At 71.3% G+C, this 21,160-nt stretch carries 21 protein-coding genes, 1 pseudogene and 1 riboswitch; of the genes and pseudogenes, 18 read left to right on the top strand and 4 right to left on the bottom strand.

What is annotated here, in order from left to right; genetic code table 11:
* Positions 1-3 precede the first annotated feature (3 nt).
* Together surE and ABZW60_RS22440 are read left to right on the top strand one after the other, a co-directional pair.
* A complete protein-coding gene (gene surE / locus ABZW60_RS22445) occupies positions 4-759 on the top strand; it encodes a 5'/3'-nucleotidase SurE (protein ID WP_355479689.1) in 756 nt (251 codons plus the stop codon).
* Positions 756-1,613 carry an alpha/beta hydrolase gene (locus ABZW60_RS22440; RefSeq protein WP_355479687.1) on the top strand — a complete coding sequence of 286 codons (858 nt, stop codon included), beginning with the start codon at positions 756-758 and terminating at the stop codon, positions 1,611-1,613. Before surE ends, ABZW60_RS22440 begins: the two co-directional genes overlap by 4 nt.
* Here ABZW60_RS22440 and ABZW60_RS22435 read toward each other — a convergent pair.
* Entirely contained in the window at positions 1,596-2,285 is a 690-nt protein-coding gene (locus ABZW60_RS22435; RefSeq protein WP_355479686.1) for a 3-keto-5-aminohexanoate cleavage protein, read from the bottom strand. The genes ABZW60_RS22440 and ABZW60_RS22435 overlap by 18 nt on opposite strands.
* An 88-nt stretch (positions 2,286-2,373) precedes the next feature.
* Positions 2,374-2,453: riboswitch (cobalamin riboswitch) on the top strand.
* A 92-nt stretch (positions 2,454-2,545) separates the two neighbouring features.
* Between ABZW60_RS22435 and ABZW60_RS22430 the strand changes: the two are divergent.
* From ABZW60_RS22430 to ABZW60_RS22385, 10 genes and pseudogenes are all read left to right on the top strand, one after another.
* Positions 2,546-3,544: pseudogene (locus ABZW60_RS22430) on the top strand (ATP-binding protein); the annotation flags it as partial.
* A 342-nt stretch (positions 3,545-3,886) separates the two neighbouring features.
* On the top strand, positions 3,887-4,705 hold the full coding sequence (locus tag ABZW60_RS22425; RefSeq protein WP_355480496.1) for a VWA domain-containing protein: 819 nt from the start codon (positions 3,887-3,889) through the stop codon (positions 4,703-4,705).
* 1 nt (position 4,706) lies between these two features.
* Positions 4,707-5,321: a cob(I)yrinic acid a,c-diamide adenosyltransferase gene (gene cobO, locus ABZW60_RS22420; protein WP_355479685.1), complete on the top strand. Its 615-nt coding sequence runs from the start codon at positions 4,707-4,709 to the stop codon at positions 5,319-5,321.
* Positions 5,315-6,706 carry a cobyrinate a,c-diamide synthase gene (locus ABZW60_RS22415; RefSeq protein ID WP_355479683.1) on the top strand — a complete coding sequence of 464 codons (1,392 nt, stop codon included), beginning with the start codon at positions 5,315-5,317 and terminating at the stop codon, positions 6,704-6,706. Before cobO ends, ABZW60_RS22415 begins: the two co-directional genes overlap by 7 nt.
* Positions 6,703-8,097 carry a 5,6-dimethylbenzimidazole synthase gene (gene bluB / locus ABZW60_RS22410; protein ID WP_355479681.1) on the top strand — a complete coding sequence of 465 codons (1,395 nt, stop codon included), beginning with the start codon at positions 6,703-6,705 and terminating at the stop codon, positions 8,095-8,097. Before ABZW60_RS22415 ends, bluB begins: the two co-directional genes overlap by 4 nt.
* Positions 8,094-8,690 carry a hypothetical protein gene (locus ABZW60_RS22405; protein WP_355479679.1) on the top strand — a complete coding sequence of 199 codons (597 nt, stop codon included), beginning with the start codon at positions 8,094-8,096 and terminating at the stop codon, positions 8,688-8,690. Before bluB ends, ABZW60_RS22405 begins: the two co-directional genes overlap by 4 nt.
* A gap of 169 nt (positions 8,691-8,859) precedes the next feature.
* Entirely contained in the window at positions 8,860-9,927 is a 1,068-nt protein-coding gene (locus ABZW60_RS22400) for a hypothetical protein (protein WP_355479678.1), read from the top strand.
* An 8-nt stretch (positions 9,928-9,935) separates the two neighbouring features.
* On the top strand, positions 9,936-10,871 hold the full coding sequence (locus ABZW60_RS22395; protein WP_355479676.1) for an ABC transporter ATP-binding protein: 936 nt from the start codon (positions 9,936-9,938) through the stop codon (positions 10,869-10,871).
* Positions 10,858-11,784 (top strand): ABC transporter permease, encoded by a 927-nt coding sequence (locus ABZW60_RS22390; RefSeq protein ID WP_355479674.1) that lies wholly within the window; start codon positions 10,858-10,860, stop codon positions 11,782-11,784. Before ABZW60_RS22395 ends, ABZW60_RS22390 begins: the two co-directional genes overlap by 14 nt.
* 4 nt (positions 11,785-11,788) lie before the next feature.
* Positions 11,789-12,619 (top strand): putative RNA methyltransferase, encoded by an 831-nt coding sequence (locus ABZW60_RS22385; protein WP_355479672.1) that lies wholly within the window; start codon positions 11,789-11,791, stop codon positions 12,617-12,619.
* Positions 12,620-12,657: 38 nt separating this feature from the next.
* Here the strand turns inward: ABZW60_RS22385 and ABZW60_RS22380 are convergent, their stop codons facing one another.
* Positions 12,658-13,326 carry an NAD(P)H-dependent oxidoreductase gene (locus ABZW60_RS22380; RefSeq protein ID WP_355479670.1) on the bottom strand — a complete coding sequence of 223 codons (669 nt, stop codon included), beginning with the start codon at positions 13,324-13,326 and terminating at the stop codon, positions 12,658-12,660.
* A gap of 125 nt (positions 13,327-13,451) precedes the next feature.
* Here ABZW60_RS22380 and ABZW60_RS22375 point away from each other — a divergent pair, with 125 nt between their 5' ends.
* Positions 13,452-14,000 carry a MarR family transcriptional regulator gene (locus ABZW60_RS22375; RefSeq protein ID WP_355479668.1) on the top strand — a complete coding sequence of 183 codons (549 nt, stop codon included), beginning with the start codon at positions 13,452-13,454 and terminating at the stop codon, positions 13,998-14,000.
* A 668-nt stretch (positions 14,001-14,668) separates the two neighbouring features.
* On the opposite strand, the gene ABZW60_RS22370 is transcribed toward ABZW60_RS22375, so the two are convergent.
* Together ABZW60_RS22370 and ABZW60_RS22365 are read right to left on the bottom strand one after the other, a co-directional pair.
* Positions 14,669-15,319 (bottom strand): response regulator transcription factor, encoded by a 651-nt coding sequence (locus tag ABZW60_RS22370; protein WP_355479666.1) that lies wholly within the window; start codon positions 15,317-15,319, stop codon positions 14,669-14,671.
* Position 15,320: 1 nt separating this feature from the next.
* Positions 15,321-16,613, bottom strand: a complete 1,293-nt coding sequence (locus ABZW60_RS22365) for a histidine kinase (RefSeq protein WP_355479664.1) — start codon at positions 16,611-16,613, stop codon at positions 15,321-15,323.
* A gap of 385 nt (positions 16,614-16,998) precedes the next feature.
* Here ABZW60_RS22365 and ABZW60_RS22360 point away from each other — a divergent pair, with 385 nt between their 5' ends.
* The 5 genes from ABZW60_RS22360 to ABZW60_RS22340 are packed head-to-tail and all read left to right on the top strand — an operon-like array spanning position 16,999 to position 21,159.
* Positions 16,999-18,024, top strand: coding sequence for an ABC transporter substrate-binding protein (locus tag ABZW60_RS22360; protein WP_355479662.1), 1,026 nt, complete (start codon positions 16,999-17,001; stop codon positions 18,022-18,024).
* 21 nt (positions 18,025-18,045) lie between these two features.
* Complete coding sequence (locus tag ABZW60_RS22355) at positions 18,046-18,888, top strand: ABC transporter ATP-binding protein (protein ID WP_355479661.1); 843 nt, start codon at positions 18,046-18,048, stop codon at positions 18,886-18,888.
* Positions 18,885-19,679, top strand: a complete 795-nt coding sequence (locus ABZW60_RS22350; RefSeq protein ID WP_355479659.1) for an ABC transporter permease — start codon at positions 18,885-18,887, stop codon at positions 19,677-19,679. Before ABZW60_RS22355 ends, ABZW60_RS22350 begins: the two co-directional genes overlap by 4 nt.
* On the top strand, positions 19,676-20,764 hold the full coding sequence (locus ABZW60_RS22345) for an Ldh family oxidoreductase (protein ID WP_355479657.1): 1,089 nt from the start codon (positions 19,676-19,678) through the stop codon (positions 20,762-20,764). Before ABZW60_RS22350 ends, ABZW60_RS22345 begins: the two co-directional genes overlap by 4 nt.
* Positions 20,764-21,159: a RidA family protein gene (locus tag ABZW60_RS22340; protein WP_355479655.1), complete on the top strand. Its 396-nt coding sequence runs from the start codon at positions 20,764-20,766 to the stop codon at positions 21,157-21,159. Before ABZW60_RS22345 ends, ABZW60_RS22340 begins: the two co-directional genes overlap by 1 nt.
* Position 21,160 lies beyond the last annotated feature (1 nt).

Genomic DNA, 21,160 nt, shown 5'->3' with positions numbered 1-21,160 from the left:
CGCATGCCGCGAGTCCTGATCACGAACGACGACGGTTACCGCGCACCAGGCATCCGGGCGCTCGCGCCGGCGATCGCCGAGCTCGGGTACGACGTGCTCGTGGTCGCGCCGATGCTCGATGAGAGCGGTGTCGGCTCCGCCCGGGCCGGGATGGTCGGGCGGCCGATCCGGACCGCGTCCGACGTGGAGAACGGCGTGACGTTCACCGGGATCGAGGGCACTCCGGCGCAGGCAGTGACGATGGCACAGGCCGGCTCGTTCGGCCCGGCGCCGGACCTGGTGCTGTCCGGGATCAACCGCGGGCTGAACATCGGCGTGTCGATCTTCCACTCGGGCACCGTCGCGGCGGCGCTGACCGCGGCCGAGACCGGTACGTCGGCCGTCGCCGTCAGCATCGACTCCGACGACCCCGCGCACTGGCCGACCGCGGCGACGATCGCCGGCGAGGCGCTCGGGTGGATCGCGGACGAGCCGGGCGGGACGGTGCTGACGATCAACGTCCCGGACCGGCCGCTCGACCAGCTCGCCGGTGTCCGGCACGCGTCGCTGGCCGTGCCCCGTCGTACCCGGCTGGTCGGCGCGACGGCTCCCACGGGCGAGCCGATGATCGTCGTCGAGCGCACGCAGGCCACCCCGGTCGCGGGCACGGACGAGGCGTTCCTCGCCGAGGGGTTCGTCACCGTCACGCCGATCGTCGGCATCCGTGAGGTCAGGGACGACGCGGCCGCGACCGCGCTCGCCAAACGCCTGACGCGATGAAGCTGTACGTCGCCGAGTACGGCGCCGGTGGACCGGCGCTGCTGTTCGTTCACGGACACGGCGGCGGGTACCACTGGCAGCGGTGCCAGGGCGAGCTGCTCGGGAGCTCGCTGCGGGTGATCGCGCCGGACCAGCGCGGCGTCCTGCGGTCCGGTCCGCTGCCGGAGGGCGAGGTCGTCGACCTCGACGTGCTGCTCGCGGACTTCGAGCAGCTGCGCGCGGAGCTGGGGATCTCGCGCTGGGCGATCCTCGGGCATTCGGCGGGCGGGAACTACGCGGTCGAGTACGCGATCCGGTACCCGGACGCGGTCAGTGCGCTGATCTTCGACTGCCCGTGCTGGGACTTCGACGCGAACGACCGCCACCGATCGCCGATCTTCGCCCGGATCTACGAGGAGCTCGGCGACACCGTCAGCGCGGACCGGTGCCGGGCGCTCGCGTCGCTCGATCGCCGGCTGACCGCGGACGACAGGACGTACGAGCTCGCGTTCGGTCTCGGCGACCGCTTCCAGGACCTGTCGTTCCACGACCCGGCACGCCGCGCCGACTTCCTCCGCCTCGGGACGGAGGCAGGCTTCACCGACGAGATGTGGGCGTACGGCAACAGCCACATGTCGACGCTGGCCGACCTCTACGACTCGAAGCTCGACCGCCTCCGGCTGATGCCGCAACCGACCCTGCTGATCGAGGGTGTCGACGACCTGGCCACCGACCCCGTCTCGGTCCGCACCTACCGCGACACCGTCCCCACCGGCCGGGTCGTCACCTTCGAACGATCGGGCCACTTCCCCCACTTCGAAGAACCCACCCGCTACGCCGACACCGTCCGCACCTTCCTACACGAAGCGCAGTAGTTCGGCGTTCGACGCCACGACCTGGCCCTCCGGCCCGGTGAGCACGTCCTCGAGCCCGATCCGTAGGTCGTAGCCGCGGCTCCGAGCCCACGCCAGGACCGGCCAGGCCCACTCGTTCTCACCGTGCACCAGCACGTCGTCCGTCGTTGGCAGCTCGCTCAGGACTGCCGTAGCTGCTTCCGCTCCGTCGACCCCGGGCGAGATTCCGGGGATCGCCTCCACCAGTACCCGTGTGACCGGCCCCTGCCACGCCAGGTATCTCCGGGCCGCGGACGGCGTGAACAGCCCCGCCTCGACACCGATCCCGCGCTCCACCAGCAGATCCGCCACTCGCTCGGCACCCGCCTCGTGGAAGTTCACGCTCGCGAAGTCCGGCCCCGGCTTCCAGGACCCGATCAGGAGCAGGCGGTCGTCCAGGTCCGGCACGATCCCCTCGCGGGTCGAGACACCGACGGGCACCGACGGACAGCCGCGCCGTACGGCGGTCAGCGCCGCGTGGATGTCGGCGTACCCGAGGGTCTCGAGCCCGTCGGCGCCCCGGGGGTGGATGTGCAGTGCGTCGGCTCCCGCGGCGACGGCGGCCGCGCCTGCCCGGGCCAGCTCGTCGGGGGTGACCGGCACGCCTGGATGGTCGGCGCGCGACCTGTCGCCGTTGAGGCAGGCCTTGATCATTCCCACACCGTACGTGGTGAGGGCCACGTGACCGGGGTGCGTTGCGGGGGTGGCCGGGTGTGCCATGATCGGGCCGACGAGTGTGGAGGAACACCGGTGACCAGCGTGCTGGGAGTCCGGGGCGGTCCCGCCACTGTGACCAGGGGGAGATCCCTGGAAGCCAGGACATCCGCGGTCGTCCGCCGGCCTGCAGTCACCCGAGCCGGCGTACCAGTGCCGTGGCGGGCGTGGACACCCGCTCGACGAAAGGGACACCGCCGATGCGGGCTGCGCATTCACCCGGGCTGCCGGACTCGTTCCCGTTCACCGCGATCGTCGGGATGGACGATCTCCAGCTCGCGCTGATCCTGGCGGCGGTCTCGCCGGCGATCGGCGGGGTGCTGATCCGCGGCGAGAAGGGGACGGCGAAGTCGACCGCGGTCCGCGCGCTCACCGAGATCCTGCCGCCCGTGGACGTCGTCCCCGGCTGCCGGTTCTCGTGCGATCCCGACCACCCGGATCCCGCCTGCCCGGACGGTCCGCACACCGGGGAGCGGTCCGTGCGGGCGGCGCGGCTGGTCGAGCTGCCGGTCGGCGCGACCGAGGACCGGGTGCTGGGCTCGCTGCACCTGGAGAAGGCGCTGGCCGAGGGCGTCACGGCGTACGAGCCCGGGCTGCTCGCCGCGGCGCACCGGGGGCTGCTGTACGTCGACGAGGTCAACCTGCTGCACGACCATCTGGTCGACGTGCTCCTCGACGCTGCCGCGATGGGCCGGGCGACCGTCGAGCGGGACGGCGTCTCGGTCACGCACCCGGCGCGGTTCGTGCTGGTCGGCACGATGAACCCGGAGGAGGGCGAGCTCCGGCCGCAGTTGCTCGACCGGTTCGGGCTGACCGTCGACGTGGTCGCCAGCCGCGATCCCGCCGTCCGGGTGGAGGTGATGCGCGCCCGGCTCACGTACGAGGCGGATCCGCAGAGCTTCGCGGCCCGGTACGACGGCCCGCAGCGCGAGCTCGCCGAACGTATCGTGAAGGCGCGCGACCTGCTGCCCGAGGTGATTCTGACCGACTCCGCGCTCCGCCAGATCGCCGAGATCTGCGCGTCGTTCGACGTCGACGGGATGCGCGCCGACCTGGTCACCGCCCGCACTGCGGTCGCCCACGCCGCGTGGTCCGGCCGGACCGTCGTCGAGGTCGACGACGTCCGCGCCGCCGCCAAACTCGCCCTGCCACACCGCCGCCGCCGCAATCCCTTCGACGCCCCCGGCCTGGACGACCAGCAGTTGGAAGAGGCCATCAACAACAGCACCCCACCACCCGACCCCGATGACGACCCGGACGATCCGGGCGGGCCGGGCTCGGGTGGGCCAGGCTCAGGCGGCCAGGGAGCGCCCGACCGAGCCGACGCGCGCGACGGCGCCGACGGGGCCGACGGTCCAGGTGGGCCGAGGCCGGACGGCGGTCCGGACGGCGTGGGTCCGGCCGACCGGGCCGACCAGGCTGACCAGACCAACCAGACCAACCAGGCCCAGGCGGACCCGGCTCGCCGTGACGGTGCGCCCTTGGGCGCACCTTCGGATGGTGAGGACGCGGTTGCCGGTCCGGCGCCGAGTGGTGAGGTTGTGGGTAGCTCGGAGCCGTACAAGGCTCGGCTGTTGAGTGTGCAGAGCGCCGGGGTCGGGGTTGCCGGCCGACGGGGGCGGGCTGTTACCGAGGTAGGCCGTGTGGTGGGGGACCGCGCCCGGGTGGGCCGGGAGCCGGGGCGCCCGCATGTGCTGGGAACCGTACGGAACGCGGCGCCGCACCAGAAGGTCCGCGGCCGGACTGGTCCCGGGCTGGTGGTGCGGGCAGCGGACGTGCGCCTGGCGGTACGCGAAGGGCGTGAGGGGAACCTCGTGCTGTTCTGCGTCGACGCTTCCGGCTCGATGGGGACGAAGAAACGGATGGCCGAGGTGAAGACCGCGATCGTGTCGCTGCTCCTCGACGCGTACCAGCGCCGCGACACCGTCGGCCTGGTCACGTTCGCCGGCGCCACGTCGACGGTCGCGCTCCCGCCGACGGGCAGCGTCGAGACCGCCGTACGACGGCTCGAATCCCTCCCGACCGGCGGCCGGACACCGCTCGCCGAAGGGCTGCTGCAGGCGGCCGACGTGCTGCGCATCGCCGCGATCCGCGACCCGCGCCGGCGTCCGCTGCTGGTGCTCGTCACCGACGGCCGCGCCACCCACGGCGACAACGCGTTCGCCCGCGCCCGCCAGGCCGCCGGATGGCTCGCGCAGCGCGGTGTCGCCACCGTCGTGGTCGACTGCGAGCCGCACCGCGGGGTCCGCCTCGGACTCGCCGCGGAGCTCGCGTCGGACCTCCGCGCCGAGTACCTCGACCTCGGGGACGTTGCCGCCGGCAACCTAGTCCGCGCGGTCACCGAACGGAAGGCGGCCTGACATGCCGAAGGGGCAACCGGTCGCCGTACCGGCCGACGGCCTGACCACCCGGCAGCGCCGCAACCGGCCGCTGCTGATGGTGCACACCGGGGAGATGAAGGGCAAGTCGACGGCGGCGTTCGGGATGGCGCTGCGGGCCTGGAACCAGGGCTGGAACATCGGGGTCTTCCAGTTCGTGAAGAGCGCGAAGTGGAAGGTCGGCGAGGAGAGTGCGTTCAAGGCGCTCGGCCGGCTACACGCGTCGACCGGCGAGGGCGGGCCGGTCGAGTGGCACAAGATGGGCGAGGGCTGGAGCTGGTCCCGCAAGGCCGGCACCGAGGAGGACCACGCCGCCGACGCGCTCGAGGGCTGGCGTGAGATCCAGCGCCGGCTGGCCGCCGAGGCGCACGACCTGTACGTGCTCGACGAGTTCACCTACCCGCTGAAGTGGGGCTGGGTGGACGTGGACGAGGTCGTCGACACGCTCGTCCACCGGCCCGGTCACCAGTACGTCGTGATCACCGGCCGGGACGCGGACCCGAAGCTGCTCGAGGCCGCCGACCTGGCCGCGCGGATGACGAAGCTCAAGCACCCGATGGACGCCGGGCAGAAGGGCCAGAAGGGTATCGAGTGGTGATCCCGCGCGTGGTGGTGGCGGCGCCGTCGTCCGGAGCGGGGAAGACGACCGTGGCCGTCGGGCTGATGGCCGCGCTGCGCCGGGCCGGGCAGGTGGTCGCGGGGTTCAAGGTCGGGCCCGACTACATCGATCCCGGCTTCCACGCCGTCGCGACCGGGCGGCCGGGGCGCAACCTCGACCCGATGCTGTCGGGGGAGGAGCGCGTCGGACCACTCTTCGCGCACGGCGCGGTGGGTGCCGACGTCGCCGTCGTCGAGGGCGTGATGGGCCTGTACGACGGTGCGCTCGGAACGGAAGGCTTCTCGTCGACCGCGCATGTCGCGAAGTTGCTGAAGGCACCGGTCGTGCTGGTGGTGGACGCGTCGGCGGCCGGCCGGAGCGTCGGGGCGGTCGTGCAGGGCTTCGTCGCGTTCGACACCGAGGTGCGGATCGTCGGGGTGATCCTGAACAAGGTCGGCACTGACCGGCACGAGGCCGAGGTCCGGGCGGGAGTCGCGCCGACCGGCGTACCGGTCCTCGGGGTGCTGCGGCGGGACACGCGCCTGACCGTTCCCAGCCGTCATCTCGGCCTCGTCCCCGCCGACGAACAACGCGACCAGGCCGAACGCGCTGTCGACGCCGCGGCCGAACTGGTCCGCAACGGCGTCGACCTCGAGGCCTTCGTCACCACCGCAAAAGCTGCGCCCCCACACGACGCGACGCCTTGGGATCCCACGACCGAGATCGCGTCGGCGAGCGACGGAGCGCCTCTGGGTCCTGGGGCGGCGGTTGCGTCGGCGGGCGGTGTCCGGCCGGTGGTTGCTGTTGCGGGTGGGCCTGTTTTTTCTTTCCGGTACACCGAGACCACCGAGCTGCTCACCGCGGCGGGTGCCGACGTCGTCACCTTCGATCCGCTCACCGATACGTTGCCCGAGGCAACCGCGGCGCTGTATCTCGGCGGCGGTTTCCCGGAGCTGCACGCCGAGGCGCTCGCCGCCAACGTCGAGCTCCGCCGCCAGGTCGCCGCCGAGGTCGCGGCCGGCCTGCCGACGGTCGCCGAATGCGCCGGCCTGCTGTACCTCTGCCGCGAGCTCGACGGTCACCCGATGACCGGCGTACTCCCGGCGACCGGCCGCATGACCGGCCGCCTCACGCTCGGCTACCGCACGGCGGTCGCCGCCAGCACCACACGGTTCTTCGACGAGGGACGCCGGGTGCGCGGGCACGAGTTCCACCGCACGACACTCGACCTCGACACCGACGTACGCCCGGCCTGGCATCTCCCAGGCGGCGTGGAGGGCATCACGCTGCCGCACGTCCACGCGTCGTACCTGCACCTGCACTGGACCGCCACCCCGGACGTAGCCTCCCGCCTCGTCGCCGCCGCGCGCGAGCGTGCGCGATGAGCCTGGTCCTCGGCGTCGGCCTTCGCTCCGGTACGTCGTACGCGGAGCTGCATGACCTGGTAGCCACGGTCCTGCGAGACCAGTCGGATGCGATCCAACTGGTCGTCACTGTCGACGGCAAGCAACGGGAGCCGGCACTGCGGCAGCTGGTGAACGAGCTGGACGCCGAGCTCCGAACCTTCTCGAAGGACGAGCTCGCCGCCCAGCCGGTCCCGTCCCCGAGCGAGCAGGTCGAGCAGCTCACCGGAACCGCGAGCGTCGCGGAGGCCGCGGTTCTGGCCGCCGGCGCACAGCTCCTGCTCGGAAAGCACCGAACCTCCAACGCCACCGCCGCCCTCGGCCGCCCGACAGCCGCGCCCTACCCGGCCGGGGTCTCCGCGGTGGTCAGGGCGGCCGGGTACGGGGTGGGGGAGCGGGAGGCTGTTTACCGGGTGATTGCCGAGCGGCGGGACGTACGGCGGGGGTTCCTGGACGAGCCGGTTGACGACCTGACCCTGGGCCGTGTGCTGGAGGCGGCGCACCGGGCGCCGAGTGTGGGGCTCAGTCAGCCGTGGGACTTCCTGGTGATTCGTGACGTCGCGACCCGGCGCAAGGTGCACGAGCTCGCGACGGCGCAGCGGGACGCGTTCGCGGCGTCGCTGCCGGAGGATCGGCGGGCCGCGTTCGACGGGCTCAAGATCGAGGCCATCCTCGACGCCCCGCTGAACATCGCCGTGACCTGCGACCCCGGCCGCGGCGGCCGGCACGTCCTCGGGCGGCACGCGGACCCACGGACGACCATGTTCTCCGCCGCGATCGCGATCCAGAACCTGTGGCTCGCCGCCCGCACCGAAGGCCTGGGCGTCGGCTGGGTCTCGTTCTTCGAACCGGGCGAGGTCGCGGCGGTCCTCGACCTGCCCCGGCACATCGAGCTGATCGGCTACCTCTGCGTCGGGTACGTCGACGAGTTCGCACCCGCGCCCGAGCTCGTCCGATCCGGCTGGGCCAAGCGCCGCCCGTTGTCCTGGGCGGTCCACCACGAGGAGTGGGGCCGCCGGAACACCTCGATCGTCGGCGACGCCGAGCAGGCCGCGCGGAACGTCGTACCGGCGGCCGGTCAGTGTGTGCGTGTGGTCGTCGGCGGCGACGCGGCGCATCTCGACGACGCGGAGGCATTGGTGGTCGACCTGGGAACGGACCGGCCGGCCGATGATTTCGGGGTGTTGTGGCGGGCGGCCCGAACGCCCGCGGAGGCCGTGGAGTTCGGCGTCGAGATCGCCAGGGACCTGGCCCTGCAGGGCGTCGGACAGCTTGTCGTGCAGGTCGTCGAGGACTCCGAGCGGGCCGAGGCACTCGCTCGCGGTCTGCAGGTCGGTGCGTCGGCCTGTGGTCTGACACACTCCTCCGCATGAATGCCGCGATGTATGTCCCCGCCTTCTCGATGAAGCAACGCGTCACGATGATGGCGAACAAGTACGAGCTGATCGCCACCAACCCGGACGGGAGCGACGGCCCGCTGCTCGCGTTCGCGCAGCAGAAGCGGATGGCGTTCAAGGAGCAGGTGACGTTCTACAGCGACGACACCAAGACCCGGCCGGTGTTCTCGTTCAAGGCCCGCAAGACCATCGACCTCGGGTCCGGGTACGACGTGTCCGACGCCGACGGGCAGGTGATCGGGTGGTTCAAGAAGGAGTTCGGCAAGAGCCTGCTCCGGTCGAGCTGGCAGCTCAGCGCGCCGGGTGTCGAGGCGGACGGCACCGAGCGCAACCAGACCGTCGCGATCGTCCGGCGGGTCTGGGACTTCGTGCCGTTCATCGGCGAGATCCCGCTGCCGTTCATCTTCCACTTCGACTTCATCGACCGCTCGACCGGGCAGCCGGTGCTGTCGGTGGAGCGGAAGATGTCGGTCCGGGACCGCTACCGGATCACCGTCCAGGACGAGCGGCTGGACTTCCGCGTCGCGGCCGCGATGACCGTGGCGCTCGACGCGCTGCAGTCCCGCTGAGCTCCCCGGCGTACGACCACGGTCGTACGCCGGGCTCACTCTTTCGGGTGAACCTACCCCGAGTGCACTTGGATCCGCCCCGGCCCGGTGCGAGGCTGTATCCATGGGCGTAGCACAGCGCAGTCGACGGTGGTTGGTTCCGGTCACGGCAGTCGCGGTGGTGGCGGGGGTGGGAACACTCGGTCCGGTGGTCGCGGATGCCTCGCCGAAGCTGCCCGGGATCACCGCGCAGGACCTGCTCGCGAAGGTGCAGACGGCGAAGGTCGACGGGCTGAGCGGCACCGTCCGCTCGGACGCGGACCTCGGCCTGCCGGCGATTCCCGGGATGGCGCCCGGCACCCAGCAGTTGACCGACCTGCTCAGCGGCGAGCACACCGCGCGGGTCGCGTACGCCGGCCCGGACAAGGCACGGGTCTCGATCATCTACAACCAGGCCGAGCGCGTGTGGACGACCGACGGCACGTCCGCCTGGGCGTACGACTCGTCCAAGCGTGAGGCCGTGAAGCTGACCGTGCCCGAGCACAAGACCGCCAAGCCGGAGAAGGCGGTGCCGTCGTACGACCCGCAGGCGGTCGCCAAGCAGTTCCTCGACGCGATCGACCCGACCACCAAGGTCGACGTCAGCGGTACCGAGAAGGTCGCCGGCCGGGACGCGTACAAGCTGCGTCTGGTGCCGAAGTCCGACCGGACCACCGTCGGGTCGGTGACGCTGGCGATCGACTCCAAGACCTGGGTCCCGCTGGACGTGACGGTGATGCCGCGCACCGGCAACGACCCGGCGCTGGAGCTGGGCTTCAGCTCGGTGTCGTTCGACGTACCGGCCGCGTCCACGTTCACCTTCACCCCGCCGAAGGGCGTGAAGGTCACGGACAAGAAGGTGCCGTCGACGGCCGGTCCGAAGCGGGTCGCCCCGAAGCAGACCGAGCCGAAGCAGATCGAGCCGAAGCAGATCGAGCCGAAGAAGCCCGGCGCGCCGACCGACGACAAGCCGACCGTGATCGGGGAGGGCTGGGACAGCGTCGCGATGATCCGCGGTGCGCAGACCTCCGGCCTGACCGGGAACGGCATGCTCGCGCAGTTGCTCGCCAAGGCGCCGACGGTGCAGGGCACGTGGGGCAAGGGCAAGGTGGTCACCAGCAAGATGGTGAGCGCGCTGATCACCGACGACGGCCGGGTCTTCGTCGGCCTGGTCACCCCGGACACTCTGCAGGCCGCCGCGGCGAAGGCCCCCCGCTGAACAGCCACATGACGGGCATGCCGGTCGTCACCCGCGGGCTGACCAAACGGTTCCGCGGCGGGCAGGTCGCGGTGGACGCGGTCGACCTGGAGGTGCCGGCCGGCAGCGTGTTCGGCTTCCTCGGGCCGAACGGGTCGGGCAAGACCACGACGATCCGGATGCTGCTCGGACTGATCGCACCGACGGCCGGCGAGGTCGAGCTGCTCGGCGAGCCGATGCCGAAGGCGCACCTGCGGGTGCTGCCCCGGGTCGGCGCGCTGGTCGAGGGGCCCGCGTTCTATCCGTTCTGGACCGGCCAGGCGAACCTGCTGCGGTTCGACGCCGCCGACCGCACCGCCGACCCGAAGACCCGCAAGGCGCGCGCCGGTGAGGCGCTCGAACGGGTCGGGTTGTCGAACGCGGCCGGCAAGAAGGTCCGCGCGTACTCGCTCGGGATGCGTCAGCGGCTCGCGATCGCGGTCGCGCTGATGCAGCGCCGCGAGCTGCTCGTGCTGGACGAGCCGACGAACGGCCTCGACCCGCAGGGCACGCGCGAGGTCCGGCACCTGATCCAGGAGCTGGCGAAAGACGGTACGACGGTGTTCACCTCGACGCATCTGCTCGCCGAGGTGGAGCAGGTCTGCACGCACGCGGCGGTGATGAGCCGCGGCAAGCTGCTCCGGCAGTCCACGGTGGCCGACCTGCGCGCCGAGCTCCGCCCCCGGCTGGTCGTCCGTACGCCGGACCTCACCCAGGCGGCCGAGACGCTGCAGGGGCTGGGCGTCACCGAGCTGAAGACCACCGGCGAGACGGTCGAGGGCGATCCCGGCGAACTCCCGATCGAGAAGTTCGCCGCCGCGCTGGTCGCGGCGGACGTCCGCATCCACGGCTTCGGTCTCGAACGCCCCAGTCTCGAAGACGCCTTCGTCGCACTCACCGGGGAGGGTTTCGATGTCGCCGAGTGAGACCACAGGCCGGACCGCCGACGTGCCGGCCGGCCCGGGCGCTGGGGCGCCGGCCGCGCCGGGGACGGGGACGGGGACTGTGGCCAGGCAGGAGCCGGGTGCTGGGCGGCATACGCTCGCGCTGTTCGTCTCGGAGCTGCGGCTGGTGTTCGGGCGGGCCCGGACGCAGGTGGGCCTGGGAGTCCTGGCGGCCGTGCCGTTGGTGATCGGGATCGCGATCAAGATCGCCGGCTCGGACCCCGGGGCCGAAGGCTTCATCGGTCAGGTCGCGGGCAACGGCCTGTTCCTGATCGTCGCCAGTCTCGGCCTGAGCCTGCCGTTCTTCCTGCCGACCGCGGTGACAGTCATCTCGGGGGAGTCGCTGGCCGGCGAGGCCAGCCTCGGGACGCTGCGCAACCTGCTGACCGCGCCGGCCGGCCGCTCCCGCCTGCTGGCCGCGAAGATGGTCGCCCTGGTCGTGTTCTGCTTCGCCGCGACGATGACGATCTGGATCTCCGGCCTGATCGTCGGCTTCGTGCTGTTCCCGGTCGGCGACGTCCTGCTGCTGTCCGGCTCGACCGTCTCGCTCGGCGAAGGCCTGCTCCGGGCGCTCGGCATCGCCGTCGTCATCTCACTGTCGCTGCTCGGGCTGGCCGGCATCGGCCTGTTCATCTCGTCGCTGACCTCGACCCCGCTGGCCGCGATGGCGGCCACGTTCGGCACGTTCATCGTGCTCGGGATCCTGACCGCGATCCCGCAGCTGCACGCGATCCACCCGTGGCTGCTGATGTTCCGCTGGCAGTCGTTCGCGGACCTGCTCCGCGACCCGCCGTACTGGCACGAGATCGGCCGCAACCTGCTGCTCCAGGGCGGCTACCTCGCGGTGTTCTACGCGGCCGCCTGGGCGCGGATCACGAGCCGCGACATAACCTAGGGCGGTGGAAGGCGACCTCGTCAGAGTCCTGCGCTGCCCGGTCTGTGCGGACCGGCTGGCGCTCGACGACCGTACGGCGCGCTGCCCGCACGGGCACGCGTTCGACCTGGCCAAGCAGGGCTACCTGAACTTGTTGCCCTCGGCGTCGACCGGGATCGAGGGCGACTCGGCCGCGATGGTCGGTGCCCGCACGGTCTTCCTCGGCACCGGCCACTACGCCCCGATCCGGGACGCGCTGATCCTGCGGGCCGAGCTGGGCGAGGACGACCTGGTCGTCGAGGTCGGCGCCGGCACCGCCTACTACCTGTCCGGCGTGCTGGGCCTGTCCCCGGACCGCCGCGGGATCGCCCTGGACGTCTCGAAGTACGCCGCTCGCCGCGCCGCGCGGGTGGACCGGCGGATCGCGTCGGTGGTGTGCGACGCATGGCGGGAGCTGCCGTTGCTGGACGACTCGGTCCACCTGCTGCTGAACGTGTTCGCCCCGCGCAACGCCACCGAGATGGCGCGCATCCTGGCGCCCGACGGCAAGCTGCTCGTGGTCACCCCGAACCAGCCGCATCTGGCCGAGCTCGTCGACGTGCTCGGCATGGTCAGCGTCGACGACCAGAAGGAACGCCGGCTGGAGGAGTCGCTCGCGGGGGAGTTCGAGCGCGTCGGCAACGAACTGGTCGAGGAGACGATGCGGCTCGACCGGTCGGCCGTGGAGCAGTTGGTGCTGATGACGCCGAGCGCCCGGCACCTCAACTACCGCGAGCTGTTGCAGCGGATCGCGGTCCTGCCGGAGCCGGCGATCGTGACCCTGTCGGTGACGCTGTCGGTCTGGAGGCCCCGGTGATGCCGGCTCGAGCTCGGCACCACTGAGAAGCCCGAAGATCAGGCCGCGTTGCCGATCAGTTCGCGGGCGACGACGGTGCCGTGGGTCTCGGCCTCCACGTGGGCCTCGGACTCCGAGACCTTGGAGGCGTCGATCAGCTCCTCCATCCCGGGGGTGACCGGGGCCAGGGTGAGCTCGGCGGCGGCGGTCCGCAGGTTCATCCCGAAGATGTCGCCGAAGATGCGCTCGAGGTACGGCGTGGCGTGGTCCCAGCCGTGCTTCGGCGACCCCGGCCCGTAGCCGCCGCCGCGGGCGAGGGCGAAGATCGCCGGCCGTCCGGCGAGCGGGCGCGAGCCGAAGCCGAAGTCGCGCTCCATCAGCAGCAGGTCGATCCAGGTCTTCACGTGCTGGGCGATGCCGTAGTTGTACAGCGGCACGGCGAGCAGGACGGCGTCCGCGTCCCGGATCTCGGCCGCGAGCCCGGCGGCGATCGCCTGGGCCTCCGCGAGCGGCATCCGGTCGGAGTCGGCGACCGGCTCCTGACCCACCTGGGCGGCGGCCAGCGTCGGCCACACGGTCGCGGGCAGCGGGTGCTGCCCGAGGTCACGACGTACGACGACACCGTCGGGGTGCTCGGCCTTCCAGGCGGCCTCCGCGCTGTCCGCCAGGGCGCGCGACACCGAGCCTTCCAGCCGGATGCTGGCGTCGACGCGTAGCAGGGTGCTCATTCGTTCTGTCTCCATCGAGTTGAGGGGGCGAGCTCGTGTTGAGCTGTCTCGAAGATAATCTGTGGGACAGAACATATTCAAGTCAGATCGTATTCCGGGTGGCGTACACCACGTACGATGGGGACATGTCCAGTACTTCGCCCGAGCTCGCCGCCCGTTCCGCGCGCGGGGTCGCGCCGTCGGTGGCCGACGGCGCGCCGGTGGAGGCTGACCTCGGCTGGGCGCTCGGCGTGGTCTTCCGGCGGTACGCGAAGGCGGCCGCGGCGGCGCTGGAGGGGTTGCCCGGCGGGCCGCGGGGCTACCAGGTGCTCGCCACGACGAACGCCGAGGGCCCGAAGCGGCAGCTCGACCTGGCCGCCCAGCTCGGCGTCGACCGGACCGTGATGACCTACCTGCTGGACGACCTCGAGAAGGCGGGGCTGGTGCAGCGCCGGCCCGACCCGGCCGACCGGCGGGCGCGGCTGATCGCGCCGACCGAGGACGGGGTCGCGACGCTCTGCGACCTGGAGCGGCGGCTCCGCGCCGGCGAGGACGAGGTGCTCGGCATCCTCGACGAGTCGGAGCGCTCGAGCTTCCGGATGCTCCTGCAGCGCCTGGCGATGAAGGCGAACACCGTCGACCCGCTCCACAACGCCTGCACCCTGGCGGAGGCCGAGGACCCGGCCAACACCTGAGCGGCTGGTGCTGCATCAAGAAACGTTCGGGTCGTATCGGCGCACGGACACCTTGGGGAGGATCGTGTCCCGGGCCGGGCAGAAGATCCTCCCCACCCGCCGGCCTGGCACGCCGCACCCGCCGGCCTGGCGTGCCCCATGCGCCGGCCTGGCACCCGCGCCGGCGGTTGGAGGTCCGCCGTCTCGCGGGCGATCGCTGTCCTCGCATCTGAGGGGTTGACCCCTGAGATGGTGGGTTCTCACCTCGTATGACGGTGGTAAACCCAGCATTTCAGCGGTTATCCCCAACGCCATTCGGTTGACCGGCTTGCGGGGTTGTCAAGGTCCGGCGGCGGCTGGTCGGGGGCGGGACCGGTCGTGCGGGGATGCTGGCGCGCCGAATCGAGTGAGATCTGAAGGGTTGCCCACTGAGGTGGTGGCTTGCCCCGCCGGATTCTGTGTGGGCAACCCTCCATCTCGACGGGCAACCTCTCGAATCGGCACATCCGCGGAGGCCGGCGTTGACAGCCACCATCACGGCCTAACCGAACGGCGTTGAGGTTAACCCCTGAAATGTCGTGCTCCTGATTCAACCCGGGATGGTTTGCGGGTCGCCGCGTTGAACTGGCCAGGCAGGACGAGTACGTGTCGCGGTTCAGATCGGGCTACAACCCAAACATTTCTGGACACTAGTGCAGCGGCACGAAGCCTGACTCGTAGGCGCGGATCACGGCCTGGGTGCGGTCCCGCGCGTTGAGCTTGGCCAGCACGTTGGCGACGTGGGTCTTCACCGTCTGCAGGCCGAGGAACAGTTCCGCGGCGATCTCCGCGTTCGACAGCCCGCGAGCCATCAGCCGGAGCACCTCCTGCTCGCGCTCGGTCAGCTGGTACCGGTCGAGTCCGCTCGCCGCCGGTGCACCGGCATGGGCGAGCGCGAGCGACCGGATCGCCTCCGGGAACAGCAGCGACTCGCTCTTCGCGACCGTGCGGATCGCCGCGATGATGTCGTCCGGCGGGGTTCGTTTGAGCAGGAACCCGGACGCGCCCGCGCGCAGCGCGTCGTACACGTAGTCGTCGTTCTCGAACGTCGTCACGACCAGGACCCGGGGCGCCGGGTCGAGGCTCTCGAGCAGCAGCCGGGTCGCCTGGATGCCGTCCACCGCGGGCATCCGGACGTCCATCAGCACGATGTCCGCGCCGGTCCGCCGGACCAGCGGCAGCACCTCGGCGCCGTCACCGGCCTCACCGACGACCGTGAGGTCCGCCTCGGCGTTGATGATGGCGCGCAGGCCACTCCGGATCAGCGGCTCGTCGTCGACCACGACCACCGAGAGGTTCATCTCATCCCTTCGTCACGCTGACCGGCAGCCGCACCGCGAGCTGCCACCCCGGCTCGTCCGGCCGGGTGACCGGACCGGCCTCCACGGTTCCCCGCAGTACGGCGACTCTTTCACGGATACCGGCCAGCCCACGCCCGCCGCCGGAGTGATCGGACGTGCCGCTGACCGGGTTCGTCACCGCGAGCCGCAGCCCGGACCCGTCCAGGCAGATCGACAGGTGCACGGCCAGCTCACCGGCCGGCCGGCCCGCGTGCCGGATCGCGTTGGTCAGGCCCTCCTGCACGATCCGGTACGCCTCCCGGGACACCGCGGCCGGCAGTTGGTCCAGATCGCCGGACCGCTCGACCTCGACCGTGATGCCGCCGGCCCGGGTGGCCTCGACCAGCCGGTCAAGACCGCCCAGCGTGGCCTGCGGCGTGGTCCGGGCCCCCGGCCGCCTGTCGTCGCGGAGCAGCCCGAGCACGTGGTCGAGATCGGCCAGCGCCGCCCGGGCGGAGGTCTCCATCGCGGCCAGCGCGGTCTCGGCGAACTCCGGATCGCTGGCCAGCACCCGCCGCGCGGCCGCCGCCTGCAGCGTGACCAGGCTCAGCGCGTGCCCGACGCTGTCGTGCAGCTCGCGGGCGAGTCGGTTGCGCTCGGCAAGTGTCGCGGTCTGCTTCTCGAGCAGCTCGATCCGCTCCGCGGCGGTCGGGCCGAGCACCCGCGGCGCCAGGTACGCGAGCAGCGCCCCGGTCGCGGCCGACAGCAGGAACAGCCCCGCGAGACCGCCGATCGCCGCGGCCGGCATCCACAGGTCGCTCCAGCCGCCGCGGATCTCGTACGACCAGCCCGGGACGATGTCGTGCGTCCCGGGGGAGCGGAACGGGGCCGCCAGCCAGATCGCGCCGAGGCCGAACACGATCGTGCTGAGGATGCCGACGACGCCGCCGGCCAGCAGGTGCAGGCAGAACCACAGGCTGGTCCGCCGCCGCTGCGCCCAGGTCCGCGCCGGGCCGAGCGGCCGCTCCTCGAACCGGACCGCGAGCAGGGACTCGACCGCGATCCCCTGGACCTCCCGGACGGCCGGCAGCAGGCCGAGCGCGATCGGGGGCAGCAGCGCGAGCAGGACCCAGATGATGCCGGTGGCAACCTTGGGCGGGCCCAGGTCGGAGACCACGGCGCCGAGCGCGCTGTCGACCAGGATGAACGCCAGCACCAGCGCCGCGCCGAGCAACAGGTACACCCAGCGCAGGTACGTCGACGGGCGCCACAGGCACCCGATCGCCCGCCATGCCTGCCGCGTCACCCGTCCCACCGTCACATCCTGTCAAACGCCGGGGCGGCTCACCTCCCTCCCCGGAGTGAGCGCGGGGAACCCCTCGATTCCGGGCGGACGGCGTGGGCTGGGTCACGAAGAAGTTGAGGGTTTACGCAAATTTGACGGAGTGCGAGCGGGTTCGGTCCTCGCGGGCGTCGCGATCTGCTGCTCAGGCAGGTACGGTCTGTGGTCGGGGCGGGTGCCCGTCCGGTGACAGCATGTGTTTCCGGACAGGTAAGGGGAACGGCTCCAGGACGGGTGGCAGGCTGGTCTGCGAGGACCGGGAACGGCGGACGTTAAGTCCCCGTGAAGACCCCGCGGACGGATTGACCGCCCTTCAATATTTGATGTTTGATCAAATATCGGGACGAGAGAGGTCGATATGAGGTTGAGGCGTTCCGTCATCGCCCTGATGGCGGTCCTGGGGCTCGCCCTGGTGAGTGCGTGCAACAGCGGTGACGACAGCGGCAAGGCCGCTGACAACGGGTTGCAGAAGGTCAGCTACCTGACGTCGTTCAACACCTTCGGACGCGAGGCGTACGCGTACGTCGCGCTCGAGAAGGGGTACTTCAAGGACGCGGGATTCGACGTCAAGATCACGCCCGGCAGCGGCACCGTCGACGTGATGAAGCTGGTCGCCGGCGGTCAGGCCGACTACGGCATCGGCGACTTCACCGCCACCGTCATCACCCTCGCCAAGCAGAAGCTCCCGGTGACCACCGTCGGCATGGTCCATCAGCGGTCGATGGCCGCGATCATGTCGCTGGAGGGCCTGGGTATCAACAGCCCGCAGGACCTGCCCGGCAAGACCATCGGCGACCAGCCGGGGTCCACCAACACCGTGATGTTCCCGGTCTACGCCAAGGCGGTCGGCATCGACCCGAAGTCGGTCACCTTCCTCCCGTCGCCGCCGCCGGGCCTGCCCAAACTGCTGGCGTCCGGCAAGGTGCAGGGCATCGGCCAGTTCGTCGTCGGTGAGCCGCTGATCGCGAACGCCGACAAGGAGAAGCACCGCAAGGTGATCACGCTGCCCTACGGCAAGGCGCTCCCGGACCTGTACGGCAACGCGATCATCACCCGCACCGACATGGCCAAGGACCACCCGGACCAGGTGAAGAAGTTCACCGGTGCGCTGCTCAAGGGCCTCCAGGACACGTACGACGACCCGGCCGCGGCGGCCGCGACGCTGAAGAAGTACGTGCCCGACACCGATCTCGCGGTGGCCACCAAGGAACTCGAGATCATGAAGGAGTACATCAAGCCGGAGGGCTTCAACGGCCCGCTCGGGGATGTCACGCAGGAGCGGGTGCAGAAGGTCATCTCGCTGCTCGAGGAGTCGGACGCGATCGGCAAGGGTGCGGTCAAGCCCGAGGACGTCGTGACGCTCAGCCTCGCGCCCAAGAGCTGACGTTAGGAGTACTGGAACCGGATGATTCGCCTGGACGGCGTGGGTCAGGTCTTCGACGGTCGCGAGGGCCGGGTGACCGCCCTGGAGAAGATCGACCTGCACGTTCGCGGCGGTGAATTCGTCACGCTGATCGGCCGGTCCGGCTGTGGCAAGTCCACACTGCTCCGGCTGATCGCGGGACTGCTGCCTCCGACGTCCGGAGCGGTCCAGGTGGCGGGGGAGCCCGTCACCGGACCGCGCCGGGACGTCTCGTTCATGTTCCAGCGCCCGGCCCTGCTGCCGTGGCGTTCGGTGCTGTCGAACGTGATGCTCCCGGTCGAGATCGACAAGGGCCCCGGGAAGTCGTCCAGGAACAAGGCGGCGTACCGGGACCGTGCCCACCAGTTGCTCGAGCTGGTCGGCCTGCAGGGATTCGAGCGCCGGCTGCCGCACGAGCTGTCCGGCGGTATGCAGCAGCGGGTGTCGCTGTGCCGGTCGCTGATCCGCGACCCGCAGGTGATGCTGATGGACGAGCCGTTCTCCGCGCTCGACGCGCTGACCCGGACCGAGCTGTCCGCGGAGCTGCAGCGGATCAAGATGGAGTTGTCCACCACGATCGTGTTCGTCACGCACTCGATCGAGGAGGCCGTCGTGCTGGCCGACCGGGTGGTCGTGCTGACGCCGCGGCCGGGCCGGATGCGGGAGGTCGTCGACATCGACATCCCGCGGCCGCGCAGCCTCGGCCAGAACGCGCACCTCACCGAGGTCGCCGCGATCAGCGGCCGGTTGCACGAGTTGCTCGCCGAGAAGGACGTCCCGGTGGACGAGGCGGCCGGGAACGCGGCCGCGGCGCAGGACGCCGTCGACGAGGTGCGGCCGCGGTGACCGGGCGGACGATGCCGAAGCGCAGCTGGCTGACCGACTCGCCGGTGGCTGCCGTGATCCTGCCGGTCGTCGGCCTGGCCGCCGCGATCGGATTGTGGTGGGGCGCGACGGTCGTGTTCTCGATCGAGTCCTACCTGCTGCCGAGCCCGTGGGACGTGGTGGTCAAGTTCTTCGACCAGCCCGGCGCGCTGCTGCAGCAGACCGGGACGTCGCTGCTGGAGACCGTCGAGGGCTTCGGGCTGGCGATCGTGATCGGCATACCGATCGCGCTGGTGATCGTCCGGTCGGTGGTCCTCGAGCGGCTGGTGTACCCGCTGCTGCTGATGGTGAACTCGATCCCGAAGGTGGCGATCGCGCCGCTGCTGGTGATCTGGATGGGCTTCGGGCAGTGGCCGAAGGTCGTGATGGTGCTGCTGATGTGCTTCTTCCCGATCGTCATCTCGACCGCGCAGGGGATGAAGTCGACGCCCGCCGAGCTGGTCGAGCTGATGCGGTCGCTGAACGCGGGCCGGGCGCAGGAGTTCTTCAAGCTCCGGCTGCGGTACGCGATGCCGCAGATCTTCACCGGGTTCAAGGTGGCGATCTCGCTGGCGGTGATCGGCTCGGTGATCGCCGAGTTCGTCGGCGCCACCAAGGGGCTCGGGTACGTCATCCAGCAGTCCGGCGCGAGCGCGGACACGACCCTCGCGTTCGCCGCGATCGCGTTGCTCAGCATCATGAGCATCGTCTTGTTCTACGGCCTGGTCCTGCTCGAGCACGTCCTGCTGCCGTGGGCCCGGGAAACCCGATGACCGCTCAGGCGTCGGACGCGGACCGGCGGGTGCTGGTCCGGCCCGAGTGGCTGGAGGCCACCGTGGCCGGGGTGTTCACCGCGCTCGGTTTCGAGTCCGCGGACGCGACCGAGATCGCCACCGCGCTCGTCGAGGCCGACCTGCGCGGCGTCAGCTCGCACGGCGTGATGCTGGTGCCGATGTACGTCGAGCGCCTGAACGCCGGCGGCGTGACCCGGGAACGCGAGCTGGACGTCCTGTTCGACGCCGGGGCGGCGATGGTGGTCGACGCCCGCGGCGGGATGGGGCAGCTGTCCAGCCCGCAGGCGATGCGGCATGCGATCGAGCGGGCCGGCCGGTACGGCATCGGCATCGTCTCGGTGCGTAACGCGCACCACTTCGGCGCGGCTAGCCGCTGGGCGATGCAGGCCGGCGAGGCCGGGTGTATCGGTATCGCAATGTCGAACACCACGCCGCTGATGCCCGCTCCCGGCGGCGCCGAGCGGCTGGTGGGCAACAACCCGCTGGCGATCGCGGTGCCGACCACGGCCGGTGTGGAGATCGTGCTGGACATGGCGCTGTCGGCCGTTGCCCTCGGCAAGATCCGGCTGGCGGCGTCGGCCGGGCGGCCGATCCCGGACACCTGGGCGACCGATCCGTCCGGCACGCCGACCACGGACCCGGACGAGGCGGTGCTCGGCATGCTGCTGCCGGCCGCGGGCCACAAGGGCTTCGGGCTGGCGTTGATGATCGACGTGCTCACCGGCGTACTGAGCGGCGGCGGGTGGGGCGACGAGGTCCGCCCGCTGTACCGGGAGCCGGACCGGCCGAACGACTGCGCACACCTGTTCCTGGCGATCGACCCGGAGCTGATGGGCGGCGTCGAGGACTTCAAGCGGCGCTCGTCCGGGCTGGCCGCGCGGGTCCGCGGCAGCGCGACGGCGCCGGGTGTGAACCGGCTGTACCTGCCGGGTGAGATCGAGGCCGAGCGCGCGGCGCAGCAGCGCCGGCACGGTGTACGGATCGAGAGGTCGGGACTCGACGGGCTGCTGGCGACCGCACGCGCGGTCGGCGCCGTCGTCCCGGCGGGAGGGGTGCTGGGCTGATGCCGAAGACACAGGTGACCACCGCCGCGCTGCGGAGCCCGAACGGGGTGTTCTCGCAGGCGACCACGGTCGAGGCGACCGGGCGGCTGGTGTTCGTCTCCGGGATGACCGCACGCCGGCCGGACGGCAGCATCGCCGGCGCCGGGGACGTCCGGGAACAGACCCGGCAGGTGTGCGAGAACGTGAAGTCGGCGGTCGAGGCGGCCGGCGGCACGCTGGCCGACGTCTGCCGGGTGGACGTGTACGTGCGCAACATGGAGGACTTCGCGAAGATCCACGAGATCCGCGCGCAGTACTTCACCGAGCCGCTGCCGGCCTCGACGATGGTCGAGGTCAGCAAGCTCGCGCATCCCGACTACCTGATCGAGATCAACGCGATCGCCGTGATCGCATGAC

Source organism: Kribbella sp. NPDC003557 (genome assembly GCF_040610805.1).
Taxonomy (GTDB): Bacteria; Actinomycetota; Actinomycetes; order Propionibacteriales; family Kribbellaceae; genus Kribbella.
The sequence above is the reverse complement of the archived record's forward strand: the minus strand, read 5'-3'. Positions and strand labels throughout refer to the sequence as shown.

Bases quoted from the DNA above. Each gene is read 5' to 3' on its own strand.
- cobO (WP_355479685.1), top strand. From the start codon at position 4,707: ATGCCGAAGGGGCAACCGGTCGCCGTACCGGCCGACGGCCTGACCACC.
- ABZW60_RS22440 (WP_355479687.1), top strand. From the start codon at position 756: ATGAAGCTGTACGTCGCCGAGTACGGCGCCGGTGGACCGGCGCTGCTG.
- ABZW60_RS22340 (WP_355479655.1), top strand. From the start codon at position 20,764: ATGCCGAAGACACAGGTGACCACCGCCGCGCTGCGGAGCCCGAACGGG.
- ABZW60_RS22435 (WP_355479686.1), bottom strand. From the start codon at position 2,285: ATGATCAAGGCCTGCCTCAACGGCGACAGGTCGCGCGCCGACCATCCA.
- ABZW60_RS22380 (WP_355479670.1), bottom strand. From the start codon at position 13,326: ATGAGCACCCTGCTACGCGTCGACGCCAGCATCCGGCTGGAAGGCTCG.
- ABZW60_RS22355 (WP_355479661.1), top strand. From the start codon at position 18,046: ATGATTCGCCTGGACGGCGTGGGTCAGGTCTTCGACGGTCGCGAGGGC.
- ABZW60_RS22405 (WP_355479679.1), top strand. From the start codon at position 8,094: ATGAATGCCGCGATGTATGTCCCCGCCTTCTCGATGAAGCAACGCGTC.
- ABZW60_RS22375 (WP_355479668.1), top strand. From the start codon at position 13,452: ATGTCCAGTACTTCGCCCGAGCTCGCCGCCCGTTCCGCGCGCGGGGTC.
- ABZW60_RS22395 (WP_355479676.1), top strand. From the start codon at position 9,936: ATGACGGGCATGCCGGTCGTCACCCGCGGGCTGACCAAACGGTTCCGC.
- ABZW60_RS22345 (WP_355479657.1), top strand. From the start codon at position 19,676: ATGACCGCTCAGGCGTCGGACGCGGACCGGCGGGTGCTGGTCCGGCCC.
- ABZW60_RS22390 (WP_355479674.1), top strand. From the start codon at position 10,858: ATGTCGCCGAGTGAGACCACAGGCCGGACCGCCGACGTGCCGGCCGGC.
- surE (WP_355479689.1), top strand. From the start codon at position 4: ATGCCGCGAGTCCTGATCACGAACGACGACGGTTACCGCGCACCAGGC.
- ABZW60_RS22360 (WP_355479662.1), top strand. From the start codon at position 16,999: ATGAGGTTGAGGCGTTCCGTCATCGCCCTGATGGCGGTCCTGGGGCTC.
- bluB (WP_355479681.1), top strand. From the start codon at position 6,703: ATGAGCCTGGTCCTCGGCGTCGGCCTTCGCTCCGGTACGTCGTACGCG.
- ABZW60_RS22370 (WP_355479666.1), bottom strand. From the start codon at position 15,319: ATGAACCTCTCGGTGGTCGTGGTCGACGACGAGCCGCTGATCCGGAGT.